Genomic DNA, 25,299 nt, shown 5'->3' on the forward strand with positions numbered 1-25,299 from the left:
AGTGTTGAATTCCATGAGTACGGTCGATCAGGCCTTCATTGCAGGTTCATCTTGCTTCTCAAGCTGTTCATGACTGCTGCCTTGTTCCCCAGATAATCATTCAGCCCTCTGCTACGAAGATTGCACGCATCGCAATTGGCACAACCGCTGCCGATAACGCCGTTGTAGCAGGTCAGGGTCTGCTCGCGAACCAGGCTCAACTGCTGGTGATGATCCGCCAGCGCCCAGGTCTCCGACTTGTTCAGCCACATCAGCGGAGTCTCAAGGCGCAGGCGGTACTCCATGCCCAACTCGATGGCCTTGTTCAAGGCCTTTACAAACTCGTCACGGCAATCGGGATAGCCGGAGAAGTCCGTTTCACATACCCCGGTAATGACCGTTTCAGCCTTTACCTGGTAGGCATAGATAGAGGCCAGGGTCAGAAACAGAATATTCCTTCCCGGCACGAAAGTGCTGGGCAGGCTTTCGCCTGAACTGTTCACCGTGGGAACCGGGATATTGTCCCGAGTGAGACTGCTGATCGCCAATTCATTGAGTAGCGAAGCATCCAGCACTTTGTGGACTGTCGCCCCCAATTGCTTCGCGAGTTGCTGCGCCACTTCTATTTCCGCGCGGTGGCGCTGACCGTAATCAAAGGTAATGCAGTGCACTTCATCATAGAGCGGCAATGCGTGGATCAGACAGGTCGTCGAGTCCTGTCCGCCACTGAATACGACAACGGCTTTTTTCTTCATCATTCTGCTTCCTGCATGAATAGAGTCATTTGAATATTTAAACAGCCCACTGACTGACACTCAATAAAAAAGCCCCGCGCTTCTGTCGAAGGCGGGGCTTTTTCATAGCGTTTGCAGCTTATGGCGCGTAGGTCAGCAGCAGCTCGCTCGGTACCTTGAAATCCAGGGACATCATCACGCTCAGCGCGGTGATGGTGAAGATCGAGAACACGAACAGCTTGCGCGCCCAGACGGTGTCGTCCACCGCCTTGTAGCCGGTCCAGGCCATGTACAGCCAGTACATGCCCATCGCGGCCGCGACGGCCAGGTAGCTCATGCCGGCATACCCGCTGAAGGTCAGCATCAGGGTCGCCACCAGGAACGCCAGGATGTAGAGCAGGATGTGCTTCTTGGCCACCAGGATGCCGCGCTTCACTGGCAGCACCGGAATCGATGCGGCCAGGTAATCGTTGAAGCGGAAGATCGCGATGGCGTAGGAATGCGGCATCTGCCACAGGCTGAACATCACCAGCAGGGTCAGCGCGGCCATGTCGAAGCTGTTGCTCACGGCCACGTAACCGATCACCGGCGGCATCGCCCCCGACAGGCTGCCCACCAGCGTGCCGTGCACCGACTTGCGCTTGAGGTACAGGCTGTAGAAACCGACGTAGATGACGAAGCCGATCACGGCAAACAGCGCCGCCAGCGGATTGGCCACCTTGTACAACAACGCAACGCCGGCGACACCCAGAAGGGTCGCGTAGACCAGTGCCACTTTCAGGGAGATCAGCCCCTGAACCAGCACACGGTTCTTGGTGCGCTCCATCTTCAGGTCGATGTCACGGTCGATGCAGTTGTTGAACACGCAACCGGAAGCCACCACCAGGGATGTGCCGATCATCGCGGCCAGGAAGATGGCCAGATCGACATGTCCCTTGGAGGCCAGGAAAAAACCGCCCGCCACAGAAAGCACGTTACCGAAAATGATCCCCGGTTTGGTGATTTGGATAAAGTGCTTGAGCGACATCGGGTCTTACCTCACTTCGCCATCATGAACGTGTGGATGCTGAACATGATCCACAACGACAGGCCAACCAGCAGGACGATCACCAGGGCAGCGAAGACGAACGCAATCACGTTGTTACGCTGGGCCTCGGAGCGGTCCAGGTGCAGGAAGTACACCAGGTGAACCAGGACCTGGATCACCGCGAAGGCGAGCACGATCATCAGGGTGATGGACTTCGGCAGGGTCGGGTACATCACCAGGCCGAACGGGATGATCGTCAGGATCACCGACAGGATGAAGCCGATGGCGTACGACTTTACGCTGCCGTGGCCCGCATCATGGCTGTCATGGGAGTGTGCATTAGCCATTACATAGTCCCCATCAGGTAAACAACGGTGAAGACGCAGATCCAGACCACGTCCAGGAAGTGCCAGAACAGGCTCAGGCAGCTCAGGCGGGTCTTGTTGGTTGCGGTCAGGCCGTGCTTGTTGACCTGATACATCATGATCGCCATCCAGATCAGGCCGGCGGTCACGTGCAGACCGTGGGTGCCGACCAGGGTGAAGAACCCGGACAGGAAGCCGCTGCGGCTAGGGCCGTAGCCTTCGGAGATCAGCAGGTGGAACTCGTTGATCTCCATGCCGATGAAGCCCAGGCCGAACAGGAAGGTCAGAGCCAGCCAGCCCAGGACCTGCTTCTTGTTGCCCCGGAAGAACGCCAGCATGGCGAAGCCGTAGGTGATCGAACTGAACAGCAGCAAGGCGGTTTCGCCAAGCACGTAAGGCAGTTCGAAGATGTCGTGGCCCGAGGGGCCACCCGCTACGTTGTTTACCAGTACCGCGTACACCGCGAAGATCGACGCAAACAGAATGCAGTCGGTCATCAGGTAGAGCCAGAAACCGTATACGGTCATCTCGCCCGAGTCGTGGTGATGGTCATCGTGCCCATGGTCATCGACATGGGTGTGTCCAGCATTGGTCACTAAGTTCGACATGGTTTAAGCCTGTTCCAACGAGGTTTCTACACGGTTGGCCGGAATCTTCTTCTCGGCTACCAGGCGAGCGTGCTGCTCGGCTTCGATGCGTTCGATCACGTCGACCGGCACCATGTAGCCTTGATCATCGCGAGCCGCGTGGATCACGAAATAGATCACGGTACCGGCCAGGCTAGCGATCGCCAGCCACCAGATGTGCCAGATCATCGCGAAACCGAAGACGGTCAACAGAGCACCCATCACCAGGCCGGTGGCGGTGTTGTTCGGCATGTGGATCGGTTCGTAGCGAGCAGGCTTCTGGTACGCGGTACCGTTTTCCTTGGCTTCGGTGAACGGGTCGATGCCATTGGCCTTCGGCAGTACGGCGAAGTTGTAGAACGGCGGTGGCGACGAAGTCGACCATTCCAGGGTGTGGGCATTCCATGGGTCGCCGGAAACACACTGGTTCTGCTTGCGATCACGCACGCTGACGTACAACTGGATCAGCTGGCAGGCGATACCGATGGCGATCATCACCGCACCGAACATGGCGACGTACAGGTACGGCACCCACTCAGGGTTGGTCGTGGCGTTCAGACGACGGGTCATGCCCATGAAGCCCAGTGCATAGAGCGGCATGAACGCGACGAAGAAGCCCGAGATCCAGAACCAGAATGCAGCCTTGCCCCAGCCTTCGTGCAGCTTGAAGCCGAACGCTTTCGGGAAGTAGAAGCTGAAACCGGCGATGTAGCCGAACACGGCACCACCGATGATCACGTTATGGAAGTGCGCGATCACGAACAGGCTGTTGTGCAGGACAAAGTCAGCACCCGGGATGGCCAGCAGTACGCCGGTCATGCCGCCGATGGCGAAGGTCACCATGAAGCCCAGGGTCCACAGGACCTGGCTGGTGATACGCAGACGACCGTGGTAGATGGTGAACAGCCAGTTGAACAGCTTCACCCCCGTCGGGATGGAAATCAGCATGGTCGCCAGGCCGAAGAAGGCGTTGACGCTGGCCCCCGAGCCCATGGTGAAGAAGTGGTGCAGCCAGACCATGAAGCCCAGTACCGAGATCGCGCCGGAAGCGTAGATCATCGAGTGGTGGCCGAACAGGCGCTTGCCCGAGAAGGTCGAGATGACTTCGGAGAAGATACCGAACGCCGGCAGGATCAGGATGTACACCTCAGGGTGACCCCAAGCCCAGAACAGGTTCACGTACATCATTGGATTGCCACCAAGTTCATTGGTGAAAATGTGGAAATCCATGTAACGGTCGAGGGTCAGCAGTGCCAGGGTAGCGGTCAGGATCGGGAACGAAGCCACGATCAGCACGTTGGCCCAGGTGCAGGTCCAGGTGAAGATCGGCATGTCCATCATCTTCATGCCCGGGGTACGCATTTTCAGCACGGTGGCCAGGAAGTTGACCCCCGTCAGCGTCGTCCCTAGCCCTGATAGCTGTAGCGCCCAGATGTAGTAGTCGACACCCACGCCCGGACTGTATTGCAGGCCCGACAGCGGCGGATAGGCAACCCAGCCGGTCTTGGCGAATTCGCCGACGCCCAGGGACAGGTTGATCAGCACGACGCCGGAAACCAGCAGCCAGAAGCTCAGGGAGTTGAGGAACGGATAGGCAACGTCACGCGCGCCGATCTGCAGCGGCACTGCAAGGTTCATCAGGCCGGTGAAGAAAGGCATCGCCATGAAGATGATCATGATCACACCGTGGGCGGTGAAGATCTGGTCATAGTGTTCAGGAGGCAGGTAGCCCGGCGAACCCTCGGTGGCCATGGCCAGCTGGGTACGCATCATGATCGCGTCGGCGAAGCCGCGCAGGAGCATGACCATGGCGACGATGATGTACATCACGCCGATTTTCTTGTGGTCGACCGAAGTCAGCCATTCGGTCCACAGGTAGGACCATTTCTTGAAGTACGTGATACCCGCGACAAGCGCCAGACCACCGAGGATGATCATGGCAACGGTCACCATGACAATCGGCTCGTGGAACGGTATCGCGTCCAGACTTAATTTACCAAACATCGTTTACTCCTCTGCCCCAGCAGCTGAATGCGAGCTCATGTCAGTCCCTTCCACAGCGGCCACTTCTTTCTTCTCGTGCTTGACCGGCTTGCCTGGTTTCATGCCTTCATACTTGTCGACGATTTTCTGAAACAGGTCCGGCGTGTACGAGGAGTACAGCGCGACAGGGTTGTTCTGGCTTGGCTTGGCAAGGGCTTCGTATTCAGCTTGATCAAGCTGTTTAGGTGCGGCCTTGACTTCGGCTACCCAGGCGTCGAAATCTTCCTGGCTCGTCGAGATCGCTTTGAATTTCATGCCGGTGAAGCCAGCGCCACTGTAGTTAGCGGAGATGCCTTCCATTTCAGCTTTCTGGTTGGCGATCAGGTGCAGCTTGGTCTGCATGCCTGCCATCGCGTAGATCTGGCCGCCCAGAGCAGGGATGAAGAACGAGTTCATCACGGCGTCGGAGGTGATCTTGAAGTTCAGCGGAGTGTGCTCCGGGAACCGGATTTGGTTAACAGTGGCGATACCCTGGTCCGGGTAGATGAACAGCCACTTCCAGTCCAGCGCGACCACTTCGATGTTGATCGGCTTGACGTCGGATTCCAGCGGACGATACGGGTCCAGCGCGTGGGTGGACTTGTAGGTCACATAACCCAGGGCAATGATGATGAGGATCGGGACCAGCCACACCGCGATTTCGATCTTGGTGGAGTGCGACCACTTGGGCGCGTAGGTCGCGTTGGTGTTGGACGCGCGGTATTTCCAGGCGAACGCGAAGGTCATCACGATCACCGGAATCACGACCAGCAGCATCAGCAGGGTAGCGGTGATGATCAGGTTTCGCTCATCCAGACCGACCTGTCCCTTCGGGTCGAGCAAGGTCCACTTGCAGCCTCCCAGCATTAACATCATGCCAAGCAGCGGCAAAAAGCCTAGTAATCGGGGGTACCTGTTTTTACTCATCTCACGACCTCTAAAGCAGCTTGCGCCATGCAGTTGGGTTTTGATCGCCAACACTTCACCGTGCCAAGGGTTGGCATTTTTTCTTCGATTGAATAAGGGCCTGCCCGACGCGTTACGCGTTGTTTGACAAATCCTGGGCCAGCAGTGAGTTCTTATTCGAATTCGTGGTCAAAGGCCTTTTACAGACCAATTCCATTTGGTGCGGATATTTGGAAGGTGCCGACACCTGGGGTCGCATGGAGCGTCCAACGCCCCTCGACCGCCGCCGTATGCTCAGGGGTGAGCAGCGCCGGAAATTCAGTGCGGGCGATTGTAGATATGTAGCGTTTTATAAACCATGTCTTATCCCGAAATAATTTTTATCGGCTCGCGCAACAATGCGTGGCGATTATTGCGACGGGTCGCGATCATATCGAGATTCATTCGCAATAAAAAGCCCCAAAAACGCCTTCCAGCCAGGTCGAAAAAGGCGTCTTTCACCCCTGCAAAATCCACCGATGGCATCGCGCTACCCCTTGTAAAACGAGGGCTGAATCGATTTATTTAGATAGCAGGCTATGCTTGCCTGGCCGTTCACCGCGCCGACACGAACTGACAGACTTTTTTCGCTCCTGGCGCAAGAAAAATCGTCTCGACGTCATCCGCTGAAACACAGCTGCGACACCACCATGTGACAACATGTCGCACTTTTGTCGCACATCCGATTGCCCCATATCACGCGCCCTTCACACATTGTCCTACACGCAAAAAAGCCCCGGCCCCGAACATCGGGACCGGGGCTTTTTGCGCCGGGTCAGGCGCTCTGGCGACGGTTACGAATGATGCCCAGCGGCACCAGCACCAGGGTCAGCACAAAGGCCACCAGCGCCCACTGCGCCAGGGACAGGCCCAGCACCGGCGGGTACGGCGTGGAGCAGAAGCCATCGACCTGGAACCCCAGCGGGAAGACAGTCGCCAGCGGCAGGCTGTCGACGATCGGCTGCAACACATCGATGCCGCAGCTGACTGCGGGATGGGCCTGGGTGTAGACGTGATGCCCCGCCACCGCCGCCCCGAACAGCGCGCTGAGCATCACCAGCGCTTCCAGCACGGTGAGGCTGCGACGGTTGCGCATGGCCGCGCCGATAAAGGCGAAAATCGCGATCAGCAGAAACGCGTAGCGCTGCAGGATGCACAACGGGCAAGGCGCCTCGCCCAGCACCACCTGCATGTATAGCGCGCCGCCGATCAGCGCCAGGCAGATCACCCCCAGCAACACCAGAAAACGTCGCTCGCGCCCCAAACGCAGTGTGTCGTCAGTCATCCTCAATTCCTTTCTGTCTGTGACTCAACCCGATGGCAGCGTTTGCAACTGCTGCATCAGGCTGAGGTTGTCTTCGATATGCCAATTGGCGGTGATCCGGCCATTGGCGATCTGATAAATGTCGGTTGCCCGGAAGTCTACACGCTGACCATGACCTTTGAGTGCATTGAAGGTCCCGCTGAAGTGCCCGCGAAAATGCAGGTGCAGCACCACCCGATCCCCGGCCACGATCATCTGCTCAATTTCCGCGCTCAAGTCCGGCACCGCCGTGCGAAAGAACCGCGACGCCAGTAGCGGCCCCGTCGGCCCCTGGACCCGCCCTGCAGGCGGCGTCATATCGACGAAATTCTCCGCCAGCGCGGCCCTGGCCAGGCTTTCATCGCCGCTGTTCCAGAAACTGCCGTAGCGCCGCGCGGCCAGCTCCATGGCTTCACGCTGGGGCTTGGGCAGGCTCTGATCGACGATCAGGGTCTGCGGTTGGAGCAAGGCCGGCTCGGCGAAAACCAGGGGACTGGCGAGCAGGGTCGCGGCCAGGGTGATGCGGGAAATGGCTGGGAGTTGCATGGGATGATCCTGATCAGTGCGAACGAGCGCCTATCATCAGCATCGGGGAATTAACGATAAACAGGTTAAGAACGGATTAACCTTTAAAGGATTTTTACGAGTGCGCCCCTGTAGCCGCTGGCGCAGCCTGCGATCGGTTGCGCAGCGACCGTCAAGCCTGAGCTCGCGGTTTGCCTGAATACTCGGGGGAAAGCATTGCGAGCGCTGCGCGCTCGATCGCAGGCTGCGCCAGCGGCTACAGGCGGCCAGCCTCCGGGCGGAGGCTGGCCGGTGGGGTTACTCCAGCGCCGCGGCCGGGCCGAAGAACTCGTAGCGGCTTTGTTTTTCCGGTACGCCCAGGGCCTTGAGGTGACGCTTGATCGCCGCCATGAAGGTTTTCGGGCCGAGGAAGTAGGCGTCCAGGTCACGCTCCTGCGGCAACCATTCGGCCAGTTGTTCCTGGCTCAGCAGGCCGACCTTGTCCGCCGCCGGGCTGACGCCGTCGTCTTCGGCGTAGCAGTAGAAGCGCTTGAGTTGCGGATGACGCGCGGCCAGGCCGTCGACCCAATCGCGGAACGCATGCACCCCACCGTTGCGCGCGCAGTGGATAAAGTGCACCGGACGCTCGGTGGCCAGCGCGGCTTCGAGCATCGGCAGGGTCGGGGTAATGCCGACGCCACCACTGATCAGCACCAGCGGCTTGTCGCTGTCCGCCAGGGTGAATTCGCCCGCTGGCGGGAACAGCTGGATGCTGGCGCCGATCTGCAGTTGGTCGTGCAGGTAGTTGGAAGCGCGGCCACCGGCCTCGCGCTTGACGCTGATGCGGTACTGGCCGGCGTCGGACAGGGCCGACAGCGAGTAGTTGCGGCGGATTTCCTCACCCTCGAGGAACAGCTGCATGCCGATGTACTGCCCCGGTTCGGCGGCGAGAATCGGACCGTTATCCACAGGCTCGAAATAGAACGAGGTGATTTCCGCGCTCTCCTGCTCGCGGCGGACCAGCTTGAACTCCCGCGCACCACGCCAGCCGCCCGGAGCCTGGGCCTTCTGGTCGTAGATCGCGCCTTCGGCGCCGATCAGGATGTCCGCCAGCTGGTTATAGGCCGCGCCCCAGGCGCTCATCACCGCCGGCGTGGCGATCTCTTCGCCCAGCACTTCAGAGATGGCGCGCAGCAGGCAGCTGCCGACGATCGGGTAATGCTCCGGCAGGATCTGCAGGGCCACGTGCTTGTTGATGATCTTCGCCACCAGGTCGCCCAACTGGTCGAGCTGGTCGATGTGCCGGGCGTACATCAATACGCCATTGGCCAGGGCCCGTGGCTGGTCGCCGCTGGCCTGGTGCGCCTGGTTGAACAGTGGGCGCACTTGCGGATACTCGGAGAGCATCATCCGGTAGAAGTGGGTGATCAGGGCTTCGCCACCGCTTTCCAGCAACGGAACGGTGGATTTGATGATGGCACGATCTTCGACGCTAAGCATAAGTACAACTCCTGAGCTTTCTGACTACTTGCAGGTTGCCCTTTACCAATCAGTTTTCGTGCCAATAATAAAATCCATATAAATCAACTACTTAAAATACATGTAGTCATATCGACAAAGCCGCATTTATAGTCATTAAGACCATACGGAGTCATTATGACCGCAAAATCCCTGCTCACCGCCTTGTTGCCCCTGGTCTCCGACCTGTCCCGCGAACTGCCCGAAGGCGAGCGCTACCGCCGCCTGCTGGAAGCCATGCGCGCCCTGCTGCCCTGCGACGCCGCCGCGCTGCTGCGCCTGGATGGCGAATGGCTGGTGCCATTGGCGGTGGACGGCTTGAGCACCGACACCCTGGGCCGACGCTTCAAGATCAGCGAACACCCGCGTTTCGCCGCCCTGCTCAGCCACCCCGGACCCACTCGCTTCGCCAGCGACAGCGACTTGCCGGACCCTTACGACGGCCTGGTGGATGGCCTGCACGAACACCTGGAGGTCCACGACTGCATGGGCTGCCCGCTGTTTATCGACGAGCGCCCCTGGGGCCTGCTGACCCTGGATGCCCTCGACCCGCAGAGCTTCGAGCCGATCGAACTGGATGCCCTGCAGGCATTCGCCAGCCTGGCGGCGGCTACCGTCAACGCCGCCGAGCGCATCGAGCGCCTGGCCCTGCGCGCCGAAGACGAACACCAGCGCGCCGAGGTCTATCGCCAGGCCAGCGGCCAGAACCGCGAGATGATCGGCCAGAGCAAAGCCCACAAACGCCTGCTGGAGGAAATCGGCCTGGTCGGCGGCAGCGACCTGACGGTGCTGATCACCGGCGAAACCGGGGTCGGCAAGGAACTGGTGGCCCAGGCCATCCACGCCGCCTCGCCCCGGGCCGACAAACCGATCATCAGCCTCAACTGCGCCGCCCTGCCCGATACCCTGGTGGAAAGCGAACTGTTCGGCCATGTGCGGGGCGCCTTTACCGGCGCCACCAACGACCGCCGCGGCAAATTCGAGCTGGCCAATGGCGGCACGCTGTTTCTCGATGAGGTGGGCGAGTTGTCGCTGACCGTGCAGGCCAAGCTGCTGCGCGTGCTGCAAAGCGGCCAGCTGCAACGCCTGGGTTCGGACCAGGAACATCAGGTCGACGTGCGGCTGATCGCCGCCACCAACCGCGACCTGGCCGAAGAAGTGCGCAGCGGCCGCTATCGCGCGGACTTCTATCACCGCCTCAGCGTCTACCCGCTGCTGGTGCCGGCCCTGCGCGACCGCGGCCGCGATGTGCTGCTGCTCAGCGGCTACTTCCTCGAACAGAATCGCTCGCGCATGGGCCTGGGCAGCCTGCGCCTGACCAGCGATGCCCAGGCGGCGCTGCTGGCCTACGCCTGGCCGGGCAACGTGCGTGAGCTGGAACACCTGATCGGCCGCAGCGCCCTCAAGGCCCTGGGCAACTGCCGCGAACGACCGAAGATCCTCAGCCTGAGCGCCGCCGACCTGGACCTGCCGGACGCCTCGGCGCCGGTCGCGCCCCAGCCCGCCCCGGCAGCCATGGCCGAGACTCCCGGCAGCGGTGATCTACGGCAGGCCACCGAAAACTACCAGCGCCAGCTGATCAGTGCCTGCCTTGAACGCCATCAGCACAACTGGGCCAGCGCCGCCCGCGAGCTGGGCCTGGACCGGGCCAACCTGGGGCGCATGGCCAAGCGCCTTGGATTGAAATAAACAGCGCGAACCTTGTAGGAGCGAGCTTGCTCGCGATGCGCTAGCGAACTCACAAACGGCCTTCGGCCTATCGCGAGCAAGCTCGCTCCTACAATTGTCGCAATACCGCGTGCGTTGATCCGCAAACCGACAAAGCCGCTAAAGCCAGCCCTTTGTGCGTCGATAACCCGTTATCGCTAGCGGTTCGCGGCCCATGGCGCGAACCACCTTTTTTCCACAGAAGGTTTTTATGTCTTCCAACAAAGCCCGCGCAGACTCTCTTTCGCTTCTGCTGTTCACCTTGCGCAGCGGCAAGCTGATGGCGATCAACCTGCTCAAAGTCAGTGAAATCATTCCCTGCCCACCGCTGACCAAACTGCCGGAATCGCACCCGCACGTGAAAGGCATCGCCACCCTGCGCGGCAATTCGCTGTCAGTCATCGACCTGAGCCGGGCCATCGGCGAACGGCCGCTGGAAGACCCGGAGGGTGGCTGCCTGATCGTCACCGACGTCAGCCGCTCCAAGCAGGGCCTGCATGTGCAGGCGGTGAGCAAGATCGTGCATTGCCTGACCACCGATATCCGTCCGCCACCCTATGGCTCCGGTGGGGTCAAGTCCTACATCACTGGGGTCACCCAGGTCGACGGCACCCTGGTGCAGGTACTGGACATCGAGAAAGTCATCCATGGCATCGCTCCGGCGCAGATCGAAACCGCGCCGACCGAGCTGAGCATGCAAGACGCCGAACTGCTGGGGAATGCGCGGATCCTGGTGGTCGACGACAGCCAGGTGGCCCTGCAACAGTCGGTGCATACCCTGCGCAATCTCGGCCTGCAATGCCACACCGCGCGCAGCGCCAAGGAGGCCATCGACTGCCTGCTGGACCTGCAAGGCACCGCCCAGGAGATCAACCTGATCGTCTCGGACATCGAGATGTCGGAGATGGACGGTTATGCCCTGACCCGCACCCTGCGCGAGACCCCGGACTTCGCCCACCTCTACGTCTTGCTGCATACCTCGCTGGACAGCGCCATGAACGCGGAAAAGGCCCGCCTGGCCGGCGCCAACGCGGTGCTGACCAAGTTTTCCTCGCCGGACCTGACCCGCTGCCTGATCGAAGCGGCCCGTCACGTCGCCGCCCAGAGCGCCTGAGCCGTGGCCGACGACTATTGCCTGCTGATGCGCCGCGACCTGACCGGGCAACCGGAGCCCGCCAGTTGGCCGGCCGCCTTCAGCCTCGACAGCTATCGGCCGGAACTGGCCGCAGCGGTGCATGGCCTGATGCATCTTGGCTACCAGGACGGCGGCGGGCGCGTGCCGGAGCTGGACAGCTGGCGCCAGCGTTTCGAAAGCGACGCCGAATACGACCCGCAACTGTGCCTGGTGGCCCAGGATGCCGAGGGCATCGTCGGGGTGATCCAGTGCTGGACCAGTGCCTATATCAAGGATCTGGTGGTGCATCCGCGGGCCCGCCGCCAGGGTCTGGGACGGGCTTTGCTGCTGCAGGCCTTCGAGGTCTTCCGTCAGCGCCGCGAAGCCTTTGTCGACCTGCGGGTGCTGGAAGACAACCAGCGCGCTCGCGAGCTCTACGCAAGCGTCGGCATGCGGGTGATCCGCCGCGAGCAGGTTCCCCACACGCCGCTGTAACCGGTAGCCGCTGCCGCAGGACCTGCTGCAATCCCTGTAGCCGCTGCCGCAGGCTGCGATAAGGCCGAAGGCCTTCGGCGATCTTAAGCTCGTGCGCCCGCTTCGCGGTCGATCGTCCGAACGCGGCCCGAGCCTTCGGCAGCGGCTACAGAAGCTTGGACTCAGCGCTTGCCCATCGAGCGACGGGTGCCGGGTGGCGCCGCGCCTGGGGTCTTGGTGTGGCCGTTGGTGGCGCCATTCTTGTACCAGGGTTGCTGGGCATTCCTGGCCTGGGCGAACTCGGACGGCTTGAACGGAAACTTGAACGGCGCGATCGCCGGCTTGCCTTCGCCAGGCGCGCTGGCGTCGTCGACCTGGTCGGTGCTGGGCGCGTCGGACACAGGCGGTTGTGCTGGGGTAGTCATGGAAGCTCCGGGTGAAAAGCAAAGGCCGGGCCCGGGGAAGCGGGCCGCGAAGGCCGGCAGTATACCCGCGTTGCGGATCGTTGAGCGGCCGCGACCGGCATAGGCCAAGGTCATCGGTCGGCCTTTGCTGACAGCGCTGTCAGGCAGGCGTCACGTTGCTGACCGGGTCGGCCGGCTATAAAGGGGCCATCGATTCTGGCCCTCTTCCCGTCCCCCCTTGCCCCCCGGCGCTGGCGTCCATGCGTAATCGAAAAACAACCCTTGTGCTCGCCGGCGTGCTCGCCGTTCTCGCCACCGCTGGCCTGTGGTACCTGCTCAAGCCGCCCAGCACCAAGCTGGCGGCGCCGACCGCCGTGCCGGTACGGGTGATCAGCGTCGCCCAGCAGGATGTGCCTCGGCATGTCAGTGGCATCGGCTCGGTGCTGTCGCTGCACAGCGTGGTGATTCGCCCCCAGGTGGACGGCATCCTCACCCGGCTGCTGGTCAAGGAAGGCCAGTTGGTCAAGGCCGGCGACCTGCTGGCGACCATCGACGACCGCTCGATCCGCGCCAGCCTCGACCAGGCCCGGGCGCAACTGGCGGAAAACCAGGCGCAACTGCAAGTGGCCCAGGTCAACCTCAAGCGCTACAAGCTGCTGTCGGTGGATGACGGCGTGTCCAGGCAGACCTACGACCAGCAGCAAGCGCTGGTCAACCAGCTCAAGGCCAGCGCCCAGGGCAACCAGGCCGCCATCGATGCGGCGCAGGTGCAGCTGTCCTATACCCAGATCCGCTCGCCGGTGTCCGGCCGCGTCGGCATCCGCACCGTCGACGAAGGCAACTTCCTGCGCACCAGCGATACCCAGGGCCTGTTCTCGGTGACCCAGATCGACCCGATCGCGGTCGAGTTTTCCTTGCCGCAACAGATGCTGCCGACCTTGCAGGGCCTGCTGGCCGCCGAGCACCCGGCCTCGGTGGACGCCTACCTGGGCGCCGATACCGACTCCGACACGGGCGAGCGCCTGGGCGAAGGCCACCTGAGCCTGATCGACAACCAGATCGACACCAACACCGGGACCATCCGCGCCAAGGCCGAATTCAGCAACCCCGGGCAAAAGCTCTGGCCCGGCCAACTGGTGACCATCAAGATCCAGACCGCCGTGGAAAAAGCCGCTCTGGTGGTGCCGCCCGGCGTGGTGCAACGCGGCCTGGACAAACACTTCGTGTATCGGGTCAAGGACGACAAAGTGGAAATCGTCCCGGTGCAGATGGTCTATCAGGACAGCGGCCAGAACATCATCACGGGCGTGCAGGCCGGCGACCTGCTGGTCAGTGACGGCCAGTCTCGGCTCAAGGCCAGCTCACGCATCGAGGTGCTCAGCGAACCGCCGCAACAGATCCAGGCCGCGAACATGGAGCCGCAACCATGAAGGGCCACGGCTCGATCTCCGCCTGGTGCGTCGATCATCCGGTCGCCACCCTGCTGCTGACCTTCGCCCTGGTTCTGCTGGGCGCCATCGCCTTTCCCCGGCTGCCCATAGCGCCGCTGCCGGAAGCCGAATTCCCGACCATCCAGGTCTCCGCGCAGTTGCCCGGCGCCAGCCCGGAAACCATGGCTTCCTCGGTGGCCACGCCGCTGGAGGTGCAGTTCAGCGCCATCCCCGGCATGACCCAGATGACCTCCAGCAGCGCACTGGGCTCGACCAACCTGACCCTGCAATTCACCCTCGACAAGAGCATCGACACCGCCGCCCAGGAAGTGCAGGCGGCGATCAACACCGCCTCGGGCAAGCTACCCAACGACATGCCGAGCCTGCCCACCTGGCGCAAGGTCAACCCGGCGGACAGCCCGGTGCTGATCCTCAGCATCAGCTCCACGCAAATGCCCGGCACTGAACTGAGCGACTACGTGGAAACCCTGCTGGCCCGGCAGATCAGCCAGATCGACGGCGTCGGCCTGATCAACATCACCGGCCAGCAACGCCCGGCGATCCGCGTCCAGGCCTCGCCCGACCGGCTGGCGGCCATTGGCCTGACCCTGGCCGATATCCGCGTCGCCCTGCAGCAGGCCAGCCTCAACCTGGCCAAGGGCGCGCTGTATGGCGAGTCGAGCATCTCGACCCTGTCGACCAACGACCAGCTGTTCCATCCCGATGACTACGGCCAGTTGATCGTCTCCTACAAGAACGGCGCGCCAGCGCAACTCAAGGACGTCGCCCGGGTCATCAGCGGCCCGGAAAACGCCTACGTGCAGGCCTGGTCCAACGACCAGCCGGGGCTCAACCTGGTGATCTTCCGCCAGCCGGGGGCCAACATCGTCGACACCGTGGACCGCATCCAGGGCGAGTTGCCGCGCCTGGAGGCCATGCTGCCGGCCTCGGTGGACGTGACCGTGCTCTCGGACCGCACCAAGACCATCCGCGCGTCCTTGCATGAAGTGGAAATCACCCTGCTGATTGCGGTGCTACTGGTGGTGGCGGTGATGGCGCTGTTCCTGCGCCAGCTGTCGGCGACGCTGATCGTCTCCAGCGTGCTCGGGGTGTCGCTGGTGGCCAGCTTCGCGCTGATGTACGTGATGGGCTTCAGCCTGAACAACCTGACCCTGGTGGCCATCGTGATCTCGGTGGGCTTCGTGGTCGACGACGCGATTGTCGTGGTGGAGAACATCCATCGCCATCTGGAGGCCGGCGACGGCATGCGCGAGGCGGCGATCAAGGGCGCCGGCGAAATCGGCTTCACCGTGGTGTCCATCAGCTTCTCGCTGATCGCCGCATTCATTCCCCTGTTGTTCATGGGCGGCGTGGTCGGGCGACTGTTCAAGGAGTTCGCCCTGACCGCCACCTCGACCATCCTGATTTCGGTGGTGGTGTCGCTGACCCTGGCGCCGACCCTGGCGGCGCTGTTCATGCGCGCGCCGACTGATCATCCCCACGATCGCCCGGGTTTCGGCGAACGCCTGCTGGCGCTCTACGAGCGTGGGCTGCGCCGGGCCCTGGCCCATCAACGGCTGATGCTCGGCCTGTTCGGCCTGACCCTGGGTCTGGCCATCGCCGGCTATGTGTTCATTCCCAAGGGTTTCTTCCCGGTCCAGGACACCGGCTTCGTGCTCGGCACCAGCGAAGCGGCGGCCGATATTTCCTACCCGGACATGGTGGCAAAGCACCTGGCCCTGGCGAAGATCCTCGGCGCCGACCCGGCGGTGGAAACCTTCTCCCACTCGGTCGGCGTCACCGGCAACAACCAGACCATCGCCAACGGCCGCTTCTGGATCGCCCTCAAGGACCGCGGCCAGCGGGACGTCTCCGCCAGCCAGTTCATCGACCGCATTCGCCCGCAGCTGGCCAAGGTCCCGGGCATCGTCCTGTACCTGCGGGCCGGCCAGGACATCAACCTCAGCTCCGGGCCGAGCCGCAGCCAGTACCAGTACGTGCTCAAGAGCAACGACGGGCCGACGCTGAATACCTGGACCCAGCGCCTGACGGAAAAACTGCGGGCCAACCCGGCCTTTCGCGACCTGTCCAACGACCTGCAACTGGGCGGCAGCATTACCCATATCAGCATCGACCGCAGCGCCGCGGCGCGTTTCGGCCTGACCGCCACCGATGTCGACGAAGCGCTCTACGACGCCTTCGGCCAGCGCCAGGTCAACGAGTTCCAGACCGAGACCAACCAGTACAACGTGATCCTCGAACTGGACGCCCAGCAGCGCGGCAAGGCCGAGAGCCTGAATTACTTCTACCTGCGCTCGCCCCTGAGCGGCAAGATGGTGCCGCTGTCGGCGCTGGCCAAGGTCGACCCGCCCACCGTCGGCCCGTTGTCCATCGCCCACGACGGCATGTTCCCGGCCGCCAACCTGTCGTTCAACCTGGCGCCGGGCGTGGCCCTGGGCGACGCGGTGATCATGCTCGAGCAGGCGAAAAACCAGATCGGCATGCCCGCCTCCATCGCCGGCAATTTCCAGGGCGCGGCCCAGGCCTTCCAGAGCTCCCTGGCCAGCCAGCCGTGGCTGATCCTCGCGGCGCTGGTGGCGGTGTACATCATCCTCGGCGTGCTCTACGAGAGCTTCGTCCACCCGCTGACCATCATCTCCACCCTGCCCTCGGCCGGCCTCGGCGCGCTGATCATGCTCTGGCTGCTGGGCCAGGACTTCTCGATCATGGCCCTGATCGGCCTGGTGCTGCTGATCGGCATCGTCAAGAAAAACGGCATCCTGATGATCGACTTCGCCCTCGAAGCCCAGCGCAAGGGCGGGCTGTCGCCGCAGGAGGCGATCTACCAGGCCTGTATCACCCGCTTCCGGCCGATCATCATGACCACCCTCGCCGCGCTGCTCGGCGCCTTGCCGCTGATGCTCGGCTATGGCGCCGGCGCCGAGCTGCGCCAGCCGCTGGGGATCGCCGTGGTCGGTGGCCTGCTGGTGAGCCAGGCGCTGACGCTGTTCACCACTCCGGTCATATACTTGTGGCTCGAGCGGCTATTCCATCGGCCCACACCAGCGCCAGCGCTGGCAAGCACATCCTGAGGCGGGGTCATGCGCGTTCTGATTATCGAAGACGAAGAGAAAACCGCGGACTATCTGCACCGCGGCCTGACCGAACAAGGCTACACCGTGGACCTCGCGCGCGACGGCGTCGAGGGCCTGCACCTGGCGCTGGAAAGCGACTACGCGGTGATCGTGCTCGACGTGATGCTGCCCGGCCTCGACGGCTTCGGTGTACTGCGGGCGCTGCGCGCGCGCAGGCAGACGCCGGTGATCATGCTCACCGCCCGCGAGCGCGTCGAAGACCGTATCAAGGGCCTGCGCGACGGCGCCGACGACTACCTGGGCAAGCCCTTTTCCTTCCTCGAACTGGTGGCGCGCCTGCAGGCCCTGACCCGCCGCAGCGGCGGCCACGAACCGGTGCAGATCAGCATCGCCGACCTGTGGATCGACCTGATCAGCCGCAAGGCCAGCCGCGCCGGCACGCGCCTGGACCTGACCGCCAAGGAGTTCTCGCTGCTCAGCGTGCTCGCCCGACGCCAGGGCGAGATCCTGTCGAAAACCGCGATCGCCGAGATGGTCTGGGACATCAACTTCGACAGCGACGCCAATGTCGTCGAAGTGGCGATCAAGCGCCTGCGGGCCAAGCTCGACGGGCCGTTCGAACAGAAACTGCTGCACACCATCCGCGGCATGGGGTATGTGCTGGAGAACCGCGGTGCCTCGTAATTCGATTGCCCTGCGCCTGAGCGGGCTGTTTACCCTGGTGGCCTTGCTGATCTTCCTGCTGATCGGCGGCGCGCTCTATCAACAGGTGGACAAGGGCCTGGGCCTGCTGCCCGAGGCCGAGCTGGACGCGCGCTACAGCGTGCTGGAGTCGGCCCTGACGCGCTTCGGCAACCCGGAGCACTGGGCCAAGATCAACAACAAGCTCAAGCTGCTCAGCGAAGAAGACAAGCGCATCCGTTTCTGGGTGGTCAGCGGCGATCCCGCCTACGAATACGGCAACCCCGACCCGCAGATCCGCCGCTTCGCCCAGGGCCCGCTGGGCATGCGCGACCTGACCCTGCCCGGGAATCCCTATCCGCTGAAAGTGCTGGTCAGCCAGCTGCCGGCCAAGGAGCTGCGCCCGCCGCTGCGCTTTCTGATCGCCATCGACACCGAGACCTTCTACGAGACCCAGCACCAGCTGCTGATTGCCTTGATCAGCCTGGCCATCGTCGGCGTGCTGCTGGCCTCGGCGCTGGGTTACTGGGTGGCGCGCATCGGCCTGAAGCCCTTGATCGGGCTGTCCGAAGAGGCCCAGCGCCTGGCCCCGCCGAGGCTTTCCGGACGCCTGCAGCTGTCGTCGCTGCCGCCGGAGCTGACGCAGTTCGCCAACTCGTTCAACTCGACCCTGGAGCGGGTGGAACAAGCCTATTCGCGCCTGGAATCCTTCAATGCCGACGTCGCCCACGAACTGCGCTCGCCCCTGACCAACCTGATCGGCCAGACTCAGGTGGCACTGACTCGCGGGCGCTCCGCCGAGCATTATTTCGAGGTGCTGCAATCCAATCTCGAAGAGTTGGAACGGCTGCGCTCGATCATCAACGACATGCTGTTCCTGGCCAGTGCCGACCAGGGCAGCAAGGCCACCAAGCTCACCAGCACCTCCCTGGCCAGTGAAGTGGCCACCACCCTGGACTACCTGGACTTCATCCTCGAGGACGCCCAGGTCAAGGTCGAGGTACGCGGCGATGCCCAGGTACAGATCGAGATCGCCCACCTGCGCCGGGCGCTGATCAACCTGCTGAGCAACGCCGTGCAGCACACCGAGCCCGGGCAGGTAATCCGGGTGCAGATCGATGTGCAGGAACACCAGGTGACCATCGCCGTGAGCAATCCCGGCCAGGCCATCGCCAGCGAGCATCTGCCCCGGCTGTTCGAGCGCTTCTACCGGGTCGACGCCTCCCGCAGCAACAGCGGCGCCAACCACGGCCTGGGGCTGGCGATCGTCAAGGCCATCGCCCTGATGCACGGCGGCGACGTGTTCGTGCGCAGCGATGACGGCATGAACACCTTCGGCATCTACTTGCCGATCTGAGCTCTCCCTCTCCTCTGTAGGAGCAGCCGGTCGACGCTCGATTGCTCGCGATGGCGGTGTATCAGACACAGCGCATTGCCTGCATCGCCGGCCAGCCTGGCGCCCACAGAAACGTTGTCAACTATTGCTTTTGGCGTAACAGTGCTTATCCTGTTCGGCGCTTTTTCCAGCCGCCTTGAAGTTATATTTTTGTCGCACCTAATTTGAACTTGCTCTGCAAGAAGGTCTTCAGAAATGTCCAACAGTATGGGTATTGCCAGCGCGTTTGTTTTGTCCTCCCTGTTCTTGGCCCCTATGGCCATGGCCGAAGAATCGCAGACTTTCGCCGCGCATAACGCCGCGCGCGCTGCTGCCTTCCAGGACGCCCAGGAAGCGCTGGCTACCAAGCAACAGAACGGCGAGCAGCCGCAGAACATCACGGCGGAACAACGCCAGCCGGACGTTCAGAAGGACAGCTGACACCTGCTACAGACTCGTTTCCCTCGACAACTTCTCTGCTCTACCCCCCGGAGTAAGTTGTCTTAAAGCCGCTGATAACAGCGGCTTTTTTTTGCCATGTAGAACTGCCTGTTTCATTCGCTTCACCCAGAACAAGAAACACCCGAATCGACAATAACAACTGTCATCATTCATCCAAGGAGCTTTTTACCGGTGAAGGTCACTTCCACTCTCAGCCCGTTGTTCATTGCAATGGCTGCAACTATCGCCCCCTGTGTCCAGGCCACCGACGAGGCCAGCCCCGAAGGCTTCGTCGCAGGCGCAAGCCTCAAGCTCAACGCCCGCAACTACTACATGAATCGCAACCGCCACCAGCAGAACGATGACAACATCGAGTGGGGCCAGGGTTTCCTGGGGATTTTCGAGTCGGGTTATACCCAGGGCACGGTCGGTTTCGGCATCGATGCCAACGCCATGCTCGGCCTGAAACTGGATGGCGGTGGCGGCACCGACAACTCGAGCATCCTGCCGGTCAGCGATGGCAGCGGCAAAGCGCCGACGTCGTTTTCCACCGCTGGCGCCACCCTGAAAATCCGCGCCTTCGACACCGAGCTCAAGGCCGGCGATCTGTTTCTCAACAATCCGGTGATCGCCGGTGGCCAGAGCCGCATGCTGCCGCAGACCTTCCGCGGGGTCAGCCTGGCCAACCACAGCTTCGACGGCTGGCTGCTCGAAGGCGGCCAGGCCAGCTTCACCAAGCCCTATAACCAGAGCGGCCGCCAACGTATCGACACGGCCTACGGCAAACTGGCGAATGGCGACGAAAGCCGCCACCTGAACTGGGCCGGCGTGGCCTGGAGCGGCGTGCCCGGGCTGACCAGCAGCCTGTACGCCGCCGAACTCAAGGACATCTGGAACCAGTACTACTACGACCTCGACTACAGCTATGCGCTGAACGAGCTGGTGACCCTGAACCCGGGCTTGCACTTCTATCACACCCAGGACACCGGCGACGCGCTGCTGGGCGACATCGACAACAACACCTACAGCCTGCATTTCACCCTGGGCGTTGGCCATCACAGCCTCACCGCCGCCTACCAGCGCGTGAACGGCAACACCCCGTTCGACTACATCAACCAGGGCGACAGCATCTACCTGGACAATTCCCAGCAGTATTCGGATTTCAACGGCCCCAACGAGCGTTCGTGGAAACTCAAGTACGCCTACGACTTCGCCGGCCTCGGCCTGCCGGGCCTGACTTCGGCGCTCTCCTACTCGCGCGGCGAGCTGGACCTGACCAAGGTCGACCCGCACAGCCGTGGCTACGCCAACTGGTACAGCGCCGGCGGCGAGCACGCCAGGCACTGGGAACGCGACCTCGACCTCAAGTACGTGGTACAGGGTGGCCAGGCCAAGGATCTGGCGGTCCGCCTGCAGTGGGCCACCAACCGTGGCGGCAACGGTTATGGCGCGCTGGACAATGACACCGACGAATACCGGGTAATCGTCGATTACCCATTCAATGTGTTCTAAGCTCGATTAAGCAAAAGGCCAGCATCATTTTGCTGGCCTTTTTTTTGTCTGCGATTTATACATGCGCCCGCAGGCGCGATCGGTCTCTGCAACTCTGCTTGCTTCATCCGGAAACACCCCTGAAACGTACACACCGCAGAAGTCAGAACCATGAGTGTGAGTAGTGCGACACCCCGCAACACGACCACTTTGACCCGGTCGGAAAGGATGCTGATTCTTGGAAGCTCACTGATGGTCATCTCCATCCTGAGCATCGTGACCTTCTTGCTGATTCGCGAACGCGGCAGCGCCGAAATGGCCGCCACCCGCGCGGCCTCCAACATCGTGCAATTGATCGACGCCGACGTGCTGCGCAACGTCGAGCTGTACGACATATCCCTGCGTGGCCTGATCAGCGCCTCGCAACGCGACGACCTGAAACAGGTATCGCCGACCATTCGCCATATGGCGCTGTTCGACCGGGCTACCGCGGCCCCCTACAAGGGCAAAATCCTGCTGCTCGACTCGCGCGGCGACGTGCTCGCCGACTCCGCCTCGGTCGAACCACGCAAGGGCAACTTTGCCGATCGGGAGTATTTCCAGTCCCATGTGAATAACCCTGATCCGGGCATGCTGATCAGTCGACCGTTCCGCGCCCGCCCGTCCGAGCTGGATTGGCGCATCAGTTTCAGCCGGCGCGTGTCCGGCGAGCACGGGGAGTTCCTCGGCGTGGCTGAAGCGACCATGCGCCTGGACTACTTCAGCCAATTGTTCAAAAGCCTGAATGTCGGCCGCGACAGCTCGGTCAACCTGATCAGTAGCGACGGTATCCTGCTGGCCCAGGAACCACCGCGAGCGGACAACCTGATCGGCCAGGACTTCAGCCAACGGCCCAATTTCATCCGCATCCTGCGCGAGGGGAACGGCAGCTTCAAAGGCATGTCCAGCACCCAGCAGCCGCGCTTGTATACCTTCTCCCAGGTCGGAGACCTGCCGCTGATCGTGATCGTGGCGCTCTCCAGCAATGAAGTCTTCGCCTCCTGGCAGCGCACCGCGCTGGTGGTCGGCGGCGCCACCGGTGCGCTGTGCCTGGGCCTGCTGTGGCTGACCTGGCTGCTTTGCCGGGAATTGCGCCGCCGCCAGAGCGCCGAGCAGGAACTCGCGCAACTGGCCGCCACTGACGCTCTCACCGGCCTGGACAACCGCCGCAGCCTGGACCAGACCCTGGCCCGCGAATGGGGACGCGCGCAACGCTCCCACAGCGCCCTGTCGCTGCTGATGTTGGACGTGGATCACTTCAAGGCCTTCAACGACCGCCACGGCCACCCGCTCGGCGATGAAGCCCTGCGCATCGTGGCCCGGGTGATCAGTGACAATATCCGTCGCCCCGGCGATTTGGCCGCGCGCTACGGCGGCGAAGAGTTCGCCGTGGTCCTGCCGGAGACCGATAACGAAGGCGCCCGGCGTATCGCCGAGCATATCCGCCTGGCGATCGAGCGCCTGCCGCCGATCCGGGATGGCGCCTCGCCAATCACCATCAGCATCGGCCTCAGCACCTGGGCGGGCACGCCGAAGTCCAGCCTGGAAGCGTTGTGCTCGATGGCCGACAAGGCGCTGTACCAGGCCAAGGCCGAAGGGCGAAACCGGGTGGTGGCGGGCTGAGCCCATCGTGGCCACGCCTCGCTTCTATTGGTCCCGTGCTGCCCGCGATAACCTCATCAGCCGCGCAGGAATCTGCGGACATAAAAAAAGGCCACCCGAGGGCAGCCTTTAAAAACTAAAGGAAAGAGAGTGTTACTTACACGGCCGCAACCGGACGCATGTAAGAGATCGGTGCAGTGCTGGCATCTTCGAAGGTCACGACTTCCCAAGCGTCTTTCTGCTCAATGAGCTTGCGCAGAAGCTGGTTGTTCAGTGCATGGCCCGACTTGAAGCCTTTGAACTCACCTATCAGGCTGTTGCCCAGCAGGTAGAGGTCACCAATTGCGTCGAGGATCTTGTGCTTCACGAATTCGTCTTCGTAGCGAAGGCCGTCCTCGTTCAGTACACCATCCGCGTCGACCACGATGGCGTTTTCCACGCTGCCACCGAGTGCGAGATTGTGCTTGCGCAGGTACTCGATATCACTCATGAAACCAAAGGTACGGGCGCGGCTGACTTCTTTTACGAACGAAGTGCTGGAAAAGTCCACGCTTGCACTCTGGGTGCGGTCACGGAAAACCGGGTGATCGAAATCGATCTCAAAGCTCACTTTAAAACCGTCGAAAGGCACGAAAGTGGCGCGCTTGTCGCCGTCTTCCACTGTCACCTCGCGAAGGATGCGGATGAACTTCTTGGCTGCGTCCTGTTCTTCCAGGCCGGCAGATTGAATCAGGAATACGAAGGGTCCAGCGCTGCCATCCATGATCGGGACTTCGGACGCGGAGAGCTCGACGTAGGCGTTATCGATGCCCAGGCCAGCCATGGCCGAGAGCAAGTGCTCCACCGTGTCCACTTTGGTGTCACCGTTGACCAGGGTGGTCGACATAGTGGTTTCACCAACGTTTTCCGCGCGAGCAGGAATCTGCACCACAGGGTCCAGGTCGGCACGACAAAACACAATGCCGGTGTCGACAGGCGCAGGCTTGAGGGTCAGGTAAACCTTCTCCCCGGAGTGCAGGCCTACACCTGTGGCACGGATAATATTCTTCAGGGTGCGTTGTTTAATCATGGCTTGGGCCGCTTCAGCGCAAATTGCGAACTGGTATCAACAAAGGCTGGCGATAATAGCAGACCAGACCTTTGCTGAACACCAATCACCCTAATACCCCTGATACATTCCATCAATCGGCCTGGCGACGCAGGAAAGCCGGGATGTCCAGATAGTCCAGATCATCTTGCGGATTCAGCTTCGCCGCAGTCGCAGCACTGGCCTGGGCCTGGTTGCGCATGACGGTCGGACGGTCCAGATCACGGTAGTTGACCGACGGCAGCTCCTGACGGGCAGGTGCTGGCGCCTGTGCAGCGGCCATGGAGGTTTGCACGGTATTGTCGATGACCTTCACAGGCTTCTCGATTTTCGCGCCCAGACCCGTGGCAACCACGGTCACGTGCAGCTCGTCGCGCATGTCCGGATCGATAACGGTACCGACCTTGACCATCGCGTGCTCGGAAGCGAAGGCTTCGATGATGCTACCCACGTCGGAGTACTCGCCCAGGGACAGGTCGGGACCGGCAGTGATATTCACCAGGATGCCGCGCGCGCCTTGCAGGTTCACGTCTTCCAGCAGCGGGTTGCGGATCGCCGCTTCGGTTGCCTCACGTGCACGGTTAGGACCACTGGCACAGCCAGTGCCCATCATCGCCATGCCCATTTCGCTCATCACGGTGCGTACGTCGGCGAAGTCGACGTTGATCATGCCCGGACGCTTGATGATGTCGGAGATACCGCGAACGGCACCGGCCAGGACGTCGTCGGCCTTGGCGAAAGCCGACAGCAGGCTGGCGTCCTTGCCGAGGATGGTCAGCAGCTTTTCGTTGGGAATGGTGATCAACGAATCGACGCTTTCGCTCAGCGCGCGGATGCCTTCATCGGCGATCTGCATGCGCTTGCGGCCTTCGAACGGGAACGGACGGGTCACCACCGCAACGGTGAGGATGCCCATTTCCTTGGCCACTTCGGCGATGATCGGCGCGGCACCGGTACCGGTACCACCGCCCATGCCGGTCGTGATGAACACCATGTTGGTGCCCGCCAGCACTTCAGCGATACGCTCGCGGTCTTCCAGGGCGGCTTGACGGCCGACTTCAGGATTGGCACCAGCACCCAGGCCCTTGGTCACGCCGGTACCCAGTTGCAGGATGGTCCGCGCGCCGATGTTTTTCAGCGCTTGAGCATCAGTGTTGGCGCAGATGAATTCGACGCCTTCGATGTTGCTCTTGACCATGTGATTGACGGCGTTGCCGCCGCCACCGCCGACACCGATAACCTTGATTACCGGACTTGCGGGGACGTTGTCTACGAGTTCGAACATTTTCCCTCTCCTTTCATTTCTCTAGTTTTTTCGCCTACTGCTTACAACGGT

Annotated in this window: 23 protein-coding genes; 10 read left to right on the forward strand and 13 right to left on the reverse strand. The window is 62.1% G+C overall.

From position 1 onward, the window contains the following. Positions 1-35 precede the first annotated feature (35 nt). The 10 genes from queC to hmpA form a co-directional block, all read right to left on the reverse strand. Positions 36-734, reverse strand: a complete 699-nt coding sequence (queC, locus tag BM019_RS03955; RefSeq protein ID WP_062826245.1) for a 7-cyano-7-deazaguanine synthase QueC — start codon at positions 732-734, stop codon at positions 36-38. A gap of 118 nt (positions 735-852) precedes the next feature. Next, the gene (cyoE, locus tag BM019_RS03960; protein WP_007929705.1) at positions 853-1,740 is read right to left on the reverse strand and encodes a heme o synthase; all 888 of its coding nucleotides are present in this window, start codon (positions 1,738-1,740) and stop codon (positions 853-855) included. Positions 1,741-1,751: 11 nt separating this feature from the next. Next, positions 1,752-2,087, reverse strand: coding sequence for a cytochrome o ubiquinol oxidase subunit IV (gene cyoD, locus BM019_RS03965; RefSeq protein ID WP_053262544.1), 336 nt, complete (start codon positions 2,085-2,087; stop codon positions 1,752-1,754). Continuing rightward, the gene (locus BM019_RS03970; RefSeq protein ID WP_007929702.1) at positions 2,087-2,713 is read right to left on the reverse strand and encodes a cytochrome o ubiquinol oxidase subunit III; all 627 of its coding nucleotides are present in this window, start codon (positions 2,711-2,713) and stop codon (positions 2,087-2,089) included. The genes cyoD and BM019_RS03970 overlap by 1 nt, the downstream gene beginning before the upstream one ends. Before the next feature lie 3 nt (positions 2,714-2,716). Beyond that, entirely contained in the window at positions 2,717-4,735 is a 2,019-nt protein-coding gene (cyoB, locus tag BM019_RS03975) for a cytochrome o ubiquinol oxidase subunit I (protein ID WP_009045490.1), read from the reverse strand. A 3-nt stretch (positions 4,736-4,738) separates the two neighbouring features. Continuing rightward, positions 4,739-5,680: a ubiquinol oxidase subunit II gene (cyoA, locus tag BM019_RS03980; RefSeq protein WP_009045491.1), complete on the reverse strand. Its 942-nt coding sequence runs from the start codon at positions 5,678-5,680 to the stop codon at positions 4,739-4,741. Positions 5,681-6,022: 342 nt separating this feature from the next. Further along, positions 6,023-6,184: a hypothetical protein gene (locus BM019_RS30730; protein WP_175510566.1), complete on the reverse strand. Its 162-nt coding sequence runs from the start codon at positions 6,182-6,184 to the stop codon at positions 6,023-6,025. Between the two features lie 289 nt (positions 6,185-6,473). Then, positions 6,474-6,983 (reverse strand): disulfide bond formation protein B, encoded by a 510-nt coding sequence (locus tag BM019_RS03990; RefSeq protein WP_092417670.1) that lies wholly within the window; start codon positions 6,981-6,983, stop codon positions 6,474-6,476. A 24-nt stretch (positions 6,984-7,007) separates the two neighbouring features. After that, positions 7,008-7,547: an ester cyclase gene (locus BM019_RS03995; RefSeq protein ID WP_009045494.1), complete on the reverse strand. Its 540-nt coding sequence runs from the start codon at positions 7,545-7,547 to the stop codon at positions 7,008-7,010. Between the two features lie 276 nt (positions 7,548-7,823). After that, the gene (gene hmpA / locus BM019_RS04000) at positions 7,824-9,005 is read right to left on the reverse strand and encodes an NO-inducible flavohemoprotein (RefSeq protein ID WP_092417671.1); all 1,182 of its coding nucleotides are present in this window, start codon (positions 9,003-9,005) and stop codon (positions 7,824-7,826) included. A 156-nt stretch (positions 9,006-9,161) separates the two neighbouring features. Here hmpA and norR point away from each other — a divergent pair, with 156 nt between their 5' ends. The 3 genes from norR (at position 9,162) to BM019_RS04015 (ending at position 12,339) form a co-directional block, all read left to right on the forward strand. Next, positions 9,162-10,712 (forward strand): nitric oxide reductase transcriptional regulator NorR, encoded by a 1,551-nt coding sequence (norR, locus tag BM019_RS04005; protein WP_092417672.1) that lies wholly within the window; start codon positions 9,162-9,164, stop codon positions 10,710-10,712. Between the two features lie 229 nt (positions 10,713-10,941). Next, positions 10,942-11,844, forward strand: coding sequence for a chemotaxis protein CheV (locus BM019_RS04010; RefSeq protein WP_009045497.1), 903 nt, complete (start codon positions 10,942-10,944; stop codon positions 11,842-11,844). 3 nt (positions 11,845-11,847) lie between these two features. Continuing rightward, positions 11,848-12,339, forward strand: a complete 492-nt coding sequence (locus tag BM019_RS04015; RefSeq protein WP_092417673.1) for a GNAT family N-acetyltransferase — start codon at positions 11,848-11,850, stop codon at positions 12,337-12,339. 161 nt (positions 12,340-12,500) lie between these two features. Here BM019_RS04015 and BM019_RS04020 read toward each other — a convergent pair whose 3' ends face one another. Continuing rightward, the gene (locus BM019_RS04020; protein WP_092417674.1) at positions 12,501-12,743 is read right to left on the reverse strand and encodes a hypothetical protein; all 243 of its coding nucleotides are present in this window, start codon (positions 12,741-12,743) and stop codon (positions 12,501-12,503) included. A 239-nt stretch (positions 12,744-12,982) separates the two neighbouring features. Here BM019_RS04020 and BM019_RS04025 point away from each other — a divergent pair, with 239 nt between their 5' ends. The 7 genes from BM019_RS04025 (at position 12,983) to BM019_RS04055 (ending at position 22,897) form a co-directional block, all read left to right on the forward strand. After that, the gene (locus BM019_RS04025; protein ID WP_092417675.1) at positions 12,983-14,152 is read left to right on the forward strand and encodes an efflux RND transporter periplasmic adaptor subunit; all 1,170 of its coding nucleotides are present in this window, start codon (positions 12,983-12,985) and stop codon (positions 14,150-14,152) included. Beyond that, the gene (locus tag BM019_RS04030; RefSeq protein WP_092417676.1) at positions 14,149-17,244 is read left to right on the forward strand and encodes a multidrug efflux RND transporter permease subunit; all 3,096 of its coding nucleotides are present in this window, start codon (positions 14,149-14,151) and stop codon (positions 17,242-17,244) included. Before BM019_RS04025 ends, BM019_RS04030 begins: the two co-directional genes overlap by 4 nt. A 9-nt stretch (positions 17,245-17,253) precedes the next feature. Then, positions 17,254-17,931: a heavy metal response regulator transcription factor gene (locus tag BM019_RS04035; protein WP_092417677.1), complete on the forward strand. Its 678-nt coding sequence runs from the start codon at positions 17,254-17,256 to the stop codon at positions 17,929-17,931. Beyond that, positions 17,921-19,285 carry a heavy metal sensor histidine kinase gene (locus BM019_RS04040; RefSeq protein WP_092417678.1) on the forward strand — a complete coding sequence of 455 codons (1,365 nt, stop codon included), beginning with the start codon at positions 17,921-17,923 and terminating at the stop codon, positions 19,283-19,285. Before BM019_RS04035 ends, BM019_RS04040 begins: the two co-directional genes overlap by 11 nt. 234 nt (positions 19,286-19,519) lie before the next feature. Beyond that, the gene (locus BM019_RS04045) at positions 19,520-19,744 is read left to right on the forward strand and encodes a hypothetical protein (RefSeq protein ID WP_062824701.1); all 225 of its coding nucleotides are present in this window, start codon (positions 19,520-19,522) and stop codon (positions 19,742-19,744) included. A 231-nt stretch (positions 19,745-19,975) separates the two neighbouring features. Continuing rightward, positions 19,976-21,256 (forward strand): OprD family porin, encoded by a 1,281-nt coding sequence (locus BM019_RS04050; RefSeq protein ID WP_092417751.1) that lies wholly within the window; start codon positions 19,976-19,978, stop codon positions 21,254-21,256. 150 nt (positions 21,257-21,406) lie between these two features. Beyond that, positions 21,407-22,897, forward strand: a complete 1,491-nt coding sequence (locus tag BM019_RS04055) for a diguanylate cyclase (protein ID WP_092417679.1) — start codon at positions 21,407-21,409, stop codon at positions 22,895-22,897. A 136-nt stretch (positions 22,898-23,033) separates the two neighbouring features. Here BM019_RS04055 and lpxC read toward each other — a convergent pair whose 3' ends face one another. Together lpxC and ftsZ are read right to left on the reverse strand one after the other, a co-directional pair. After that, a complete protein-coding gene (lpxC, locus tag BM019_RS04060) occupies positions 23,034-23,945 on the reverse strand; it encodes a UDP-3-O-acyl-N-acetylglucosamine deacetylase (RefSeq protein ID WP_009045509.1) in 912 nt (303 codons plus the stop codon). A 112-nt stretch (positions 23,946-24,057) separates the two neighbouring features. Beyond that, positions 24,058-25,248 carry a cell division protein FtsZ gene (ftsZ, locus tag BM019_RS04065; protein WP_007922129.1) on the reverse strand — a complete coding sequence of 397 codons (1,191 nt, stop codon included), beginning with the start codon at positions 25,246-25,248 and terminating at the stop codon, positions 24,058-24,060. Positions 25,249-25,299: the final 51 nt, after the last annotated feature.

It is taken from the genome of Pseudomonas sp. NFPP07 (assembly GCF_900115645.1).
GTDB classification, from domain to species: domain Bacteria; phylum Pseudomonadota; class Gammaproteobacteria; order Pseudomonadales; family Pseudomonadaceae; genus Aquipseudomonas; species Aquipseudomonas chlororaphis.

Coding starts and splice junctions, on each gene's coding strand:
- queC (WP_062826245.1), bottom strand. CDS start 734: ATGAAGAAAAAAGCCGTTGTCGTATTCAGTGGCGGACAGGACTCGACG.
- cyoE (WP_007929705.1), bottom strand. CDS start 1,740: ATGTCGCTCAAGCACTTTATCCAAATCACCAAACCGGGGATCATTTTC.
- cyoD (WP_053262544.1), bottom strand. CDS start 2,087: ATGGCTAATGCACACTCCCATGACAGCCATGATGCGGGCCACGGCAGC.
- BM019_RS03970 (WP_007929702.1), bottom strand. CDS start 2,713: ATGTCGAACTTAGTGACCAATGCTGGACACACCCATGTCGATGACCAT.
- cyoB (WP_009045490.1), bottom strand. CDS start 4,735: ATGTTTGGTAAATTAAGTCTGGACGCGATACCGTTCCACGAGCCGATT.
- cyoA (WP_009045491.1), bottom strand. CDS start 5,680: ATGAGTAAAAACAGGTACCCCCGATTACTAGGCTTTTTGCCGCTGCTT.
- BM019_RS30730 (WP_175510566.1), bottom strand. CDS start 6,184: ATGCCATCGGTGGATTTTGCAGGGGTGAAAGACGCCTTTTTCGACCTG.
- BM019_RS03990 (WP_092417670.1), bottom strand. CDS start 6,983: ATGACTGACGACACACTGCGTTTGGGGCGCGAGCGACGTTTTCTGGTG.
- BM019_RS03995 (WP_009045494.1), bottom strand. CDS start 7,547: ATGCAACTCCCAGCCATTTCCCGCATCACCCTGGCCGCGACCCTGCTC.
- hmpA (WP_092417671.1), bottom strand. CDS start 9,005: ATGCTTAGCGTCGAAGATCGTGCCATCATCAAATCCACCGTTCCGTTG.
- norR (WP_092417672.1), top strand. CDS start 9,162: ATGACCGCAAAATCCCTGCTCACCGCCTTGTTGCCCCTGGTCTCCGAC.
- BM019_RS04010 (WP_009045497.1), top strand. CDS start 10,942: ATGTCTTCCAACAAAGCCCGCGCAGACTCTCTTTCGCTTCTGCTGTTC.
- BM019_RS04020 (WP_092417674.1), bottom strand. CDS start 12,743: ATGACTACCCCAGCACAACCGCCTGTGTCCGACGCGCCCAGCACCGAC.
- BM019_RS04025 (WP_092417675.1), top strand. CDS start 12,983: ATGCGTAATCGAAAAACAACCCTTGTGCTCGCCGGCGTGCTCGCCGTT.
- BM019_RS04030 (WP_092417676.1), top strand. CDS start 14,149: ATGAAGGGCCACGGCTCGATCTCCGCCTGGTGCGTCGATCATCCGGTC.
- BM019_RS04035 (WP_092417677.1), top strand. CDS start 17,254: ATGCGCGTTCTGATTATCGAAGACGAAGAGAAAACCGCGGACTATCTG.
- BM019_RS04045 (WP_062824701.1), top strand. CDS start 19,520: ATGTCCAACAGTATGGGTATTGCCAGCGCGTTTGTTTTGTCCTCCCTG.
- BM019_RS04050 (WP_092417751.1), top strand. CDS start 19,976: ATGGCTGCAACTATCGCCCCCTGTGTCCAGGCCACCGACGAGGCCAGC.
- BM019_RS04055 (WP_092417679.1), top strand. CDS start 21,407: ATGAGTGTGAGTAGTGCGACACCCCGCAACACGACCACTTTGACCCGG.
- lpxC (WP_009045509.1), bottom strand. CDS start 23,945: ATGATTAAACAACGCACCCTGAAGAATATTATCCGTGCCACAGGTGTA.
- ftsZ (WP_007922129.1), bottom strand. CDS start 25,248: ATGTTCGAACTCGTAGACAACGTCCCCGCAAGTCCGGTAATCAAGGTT.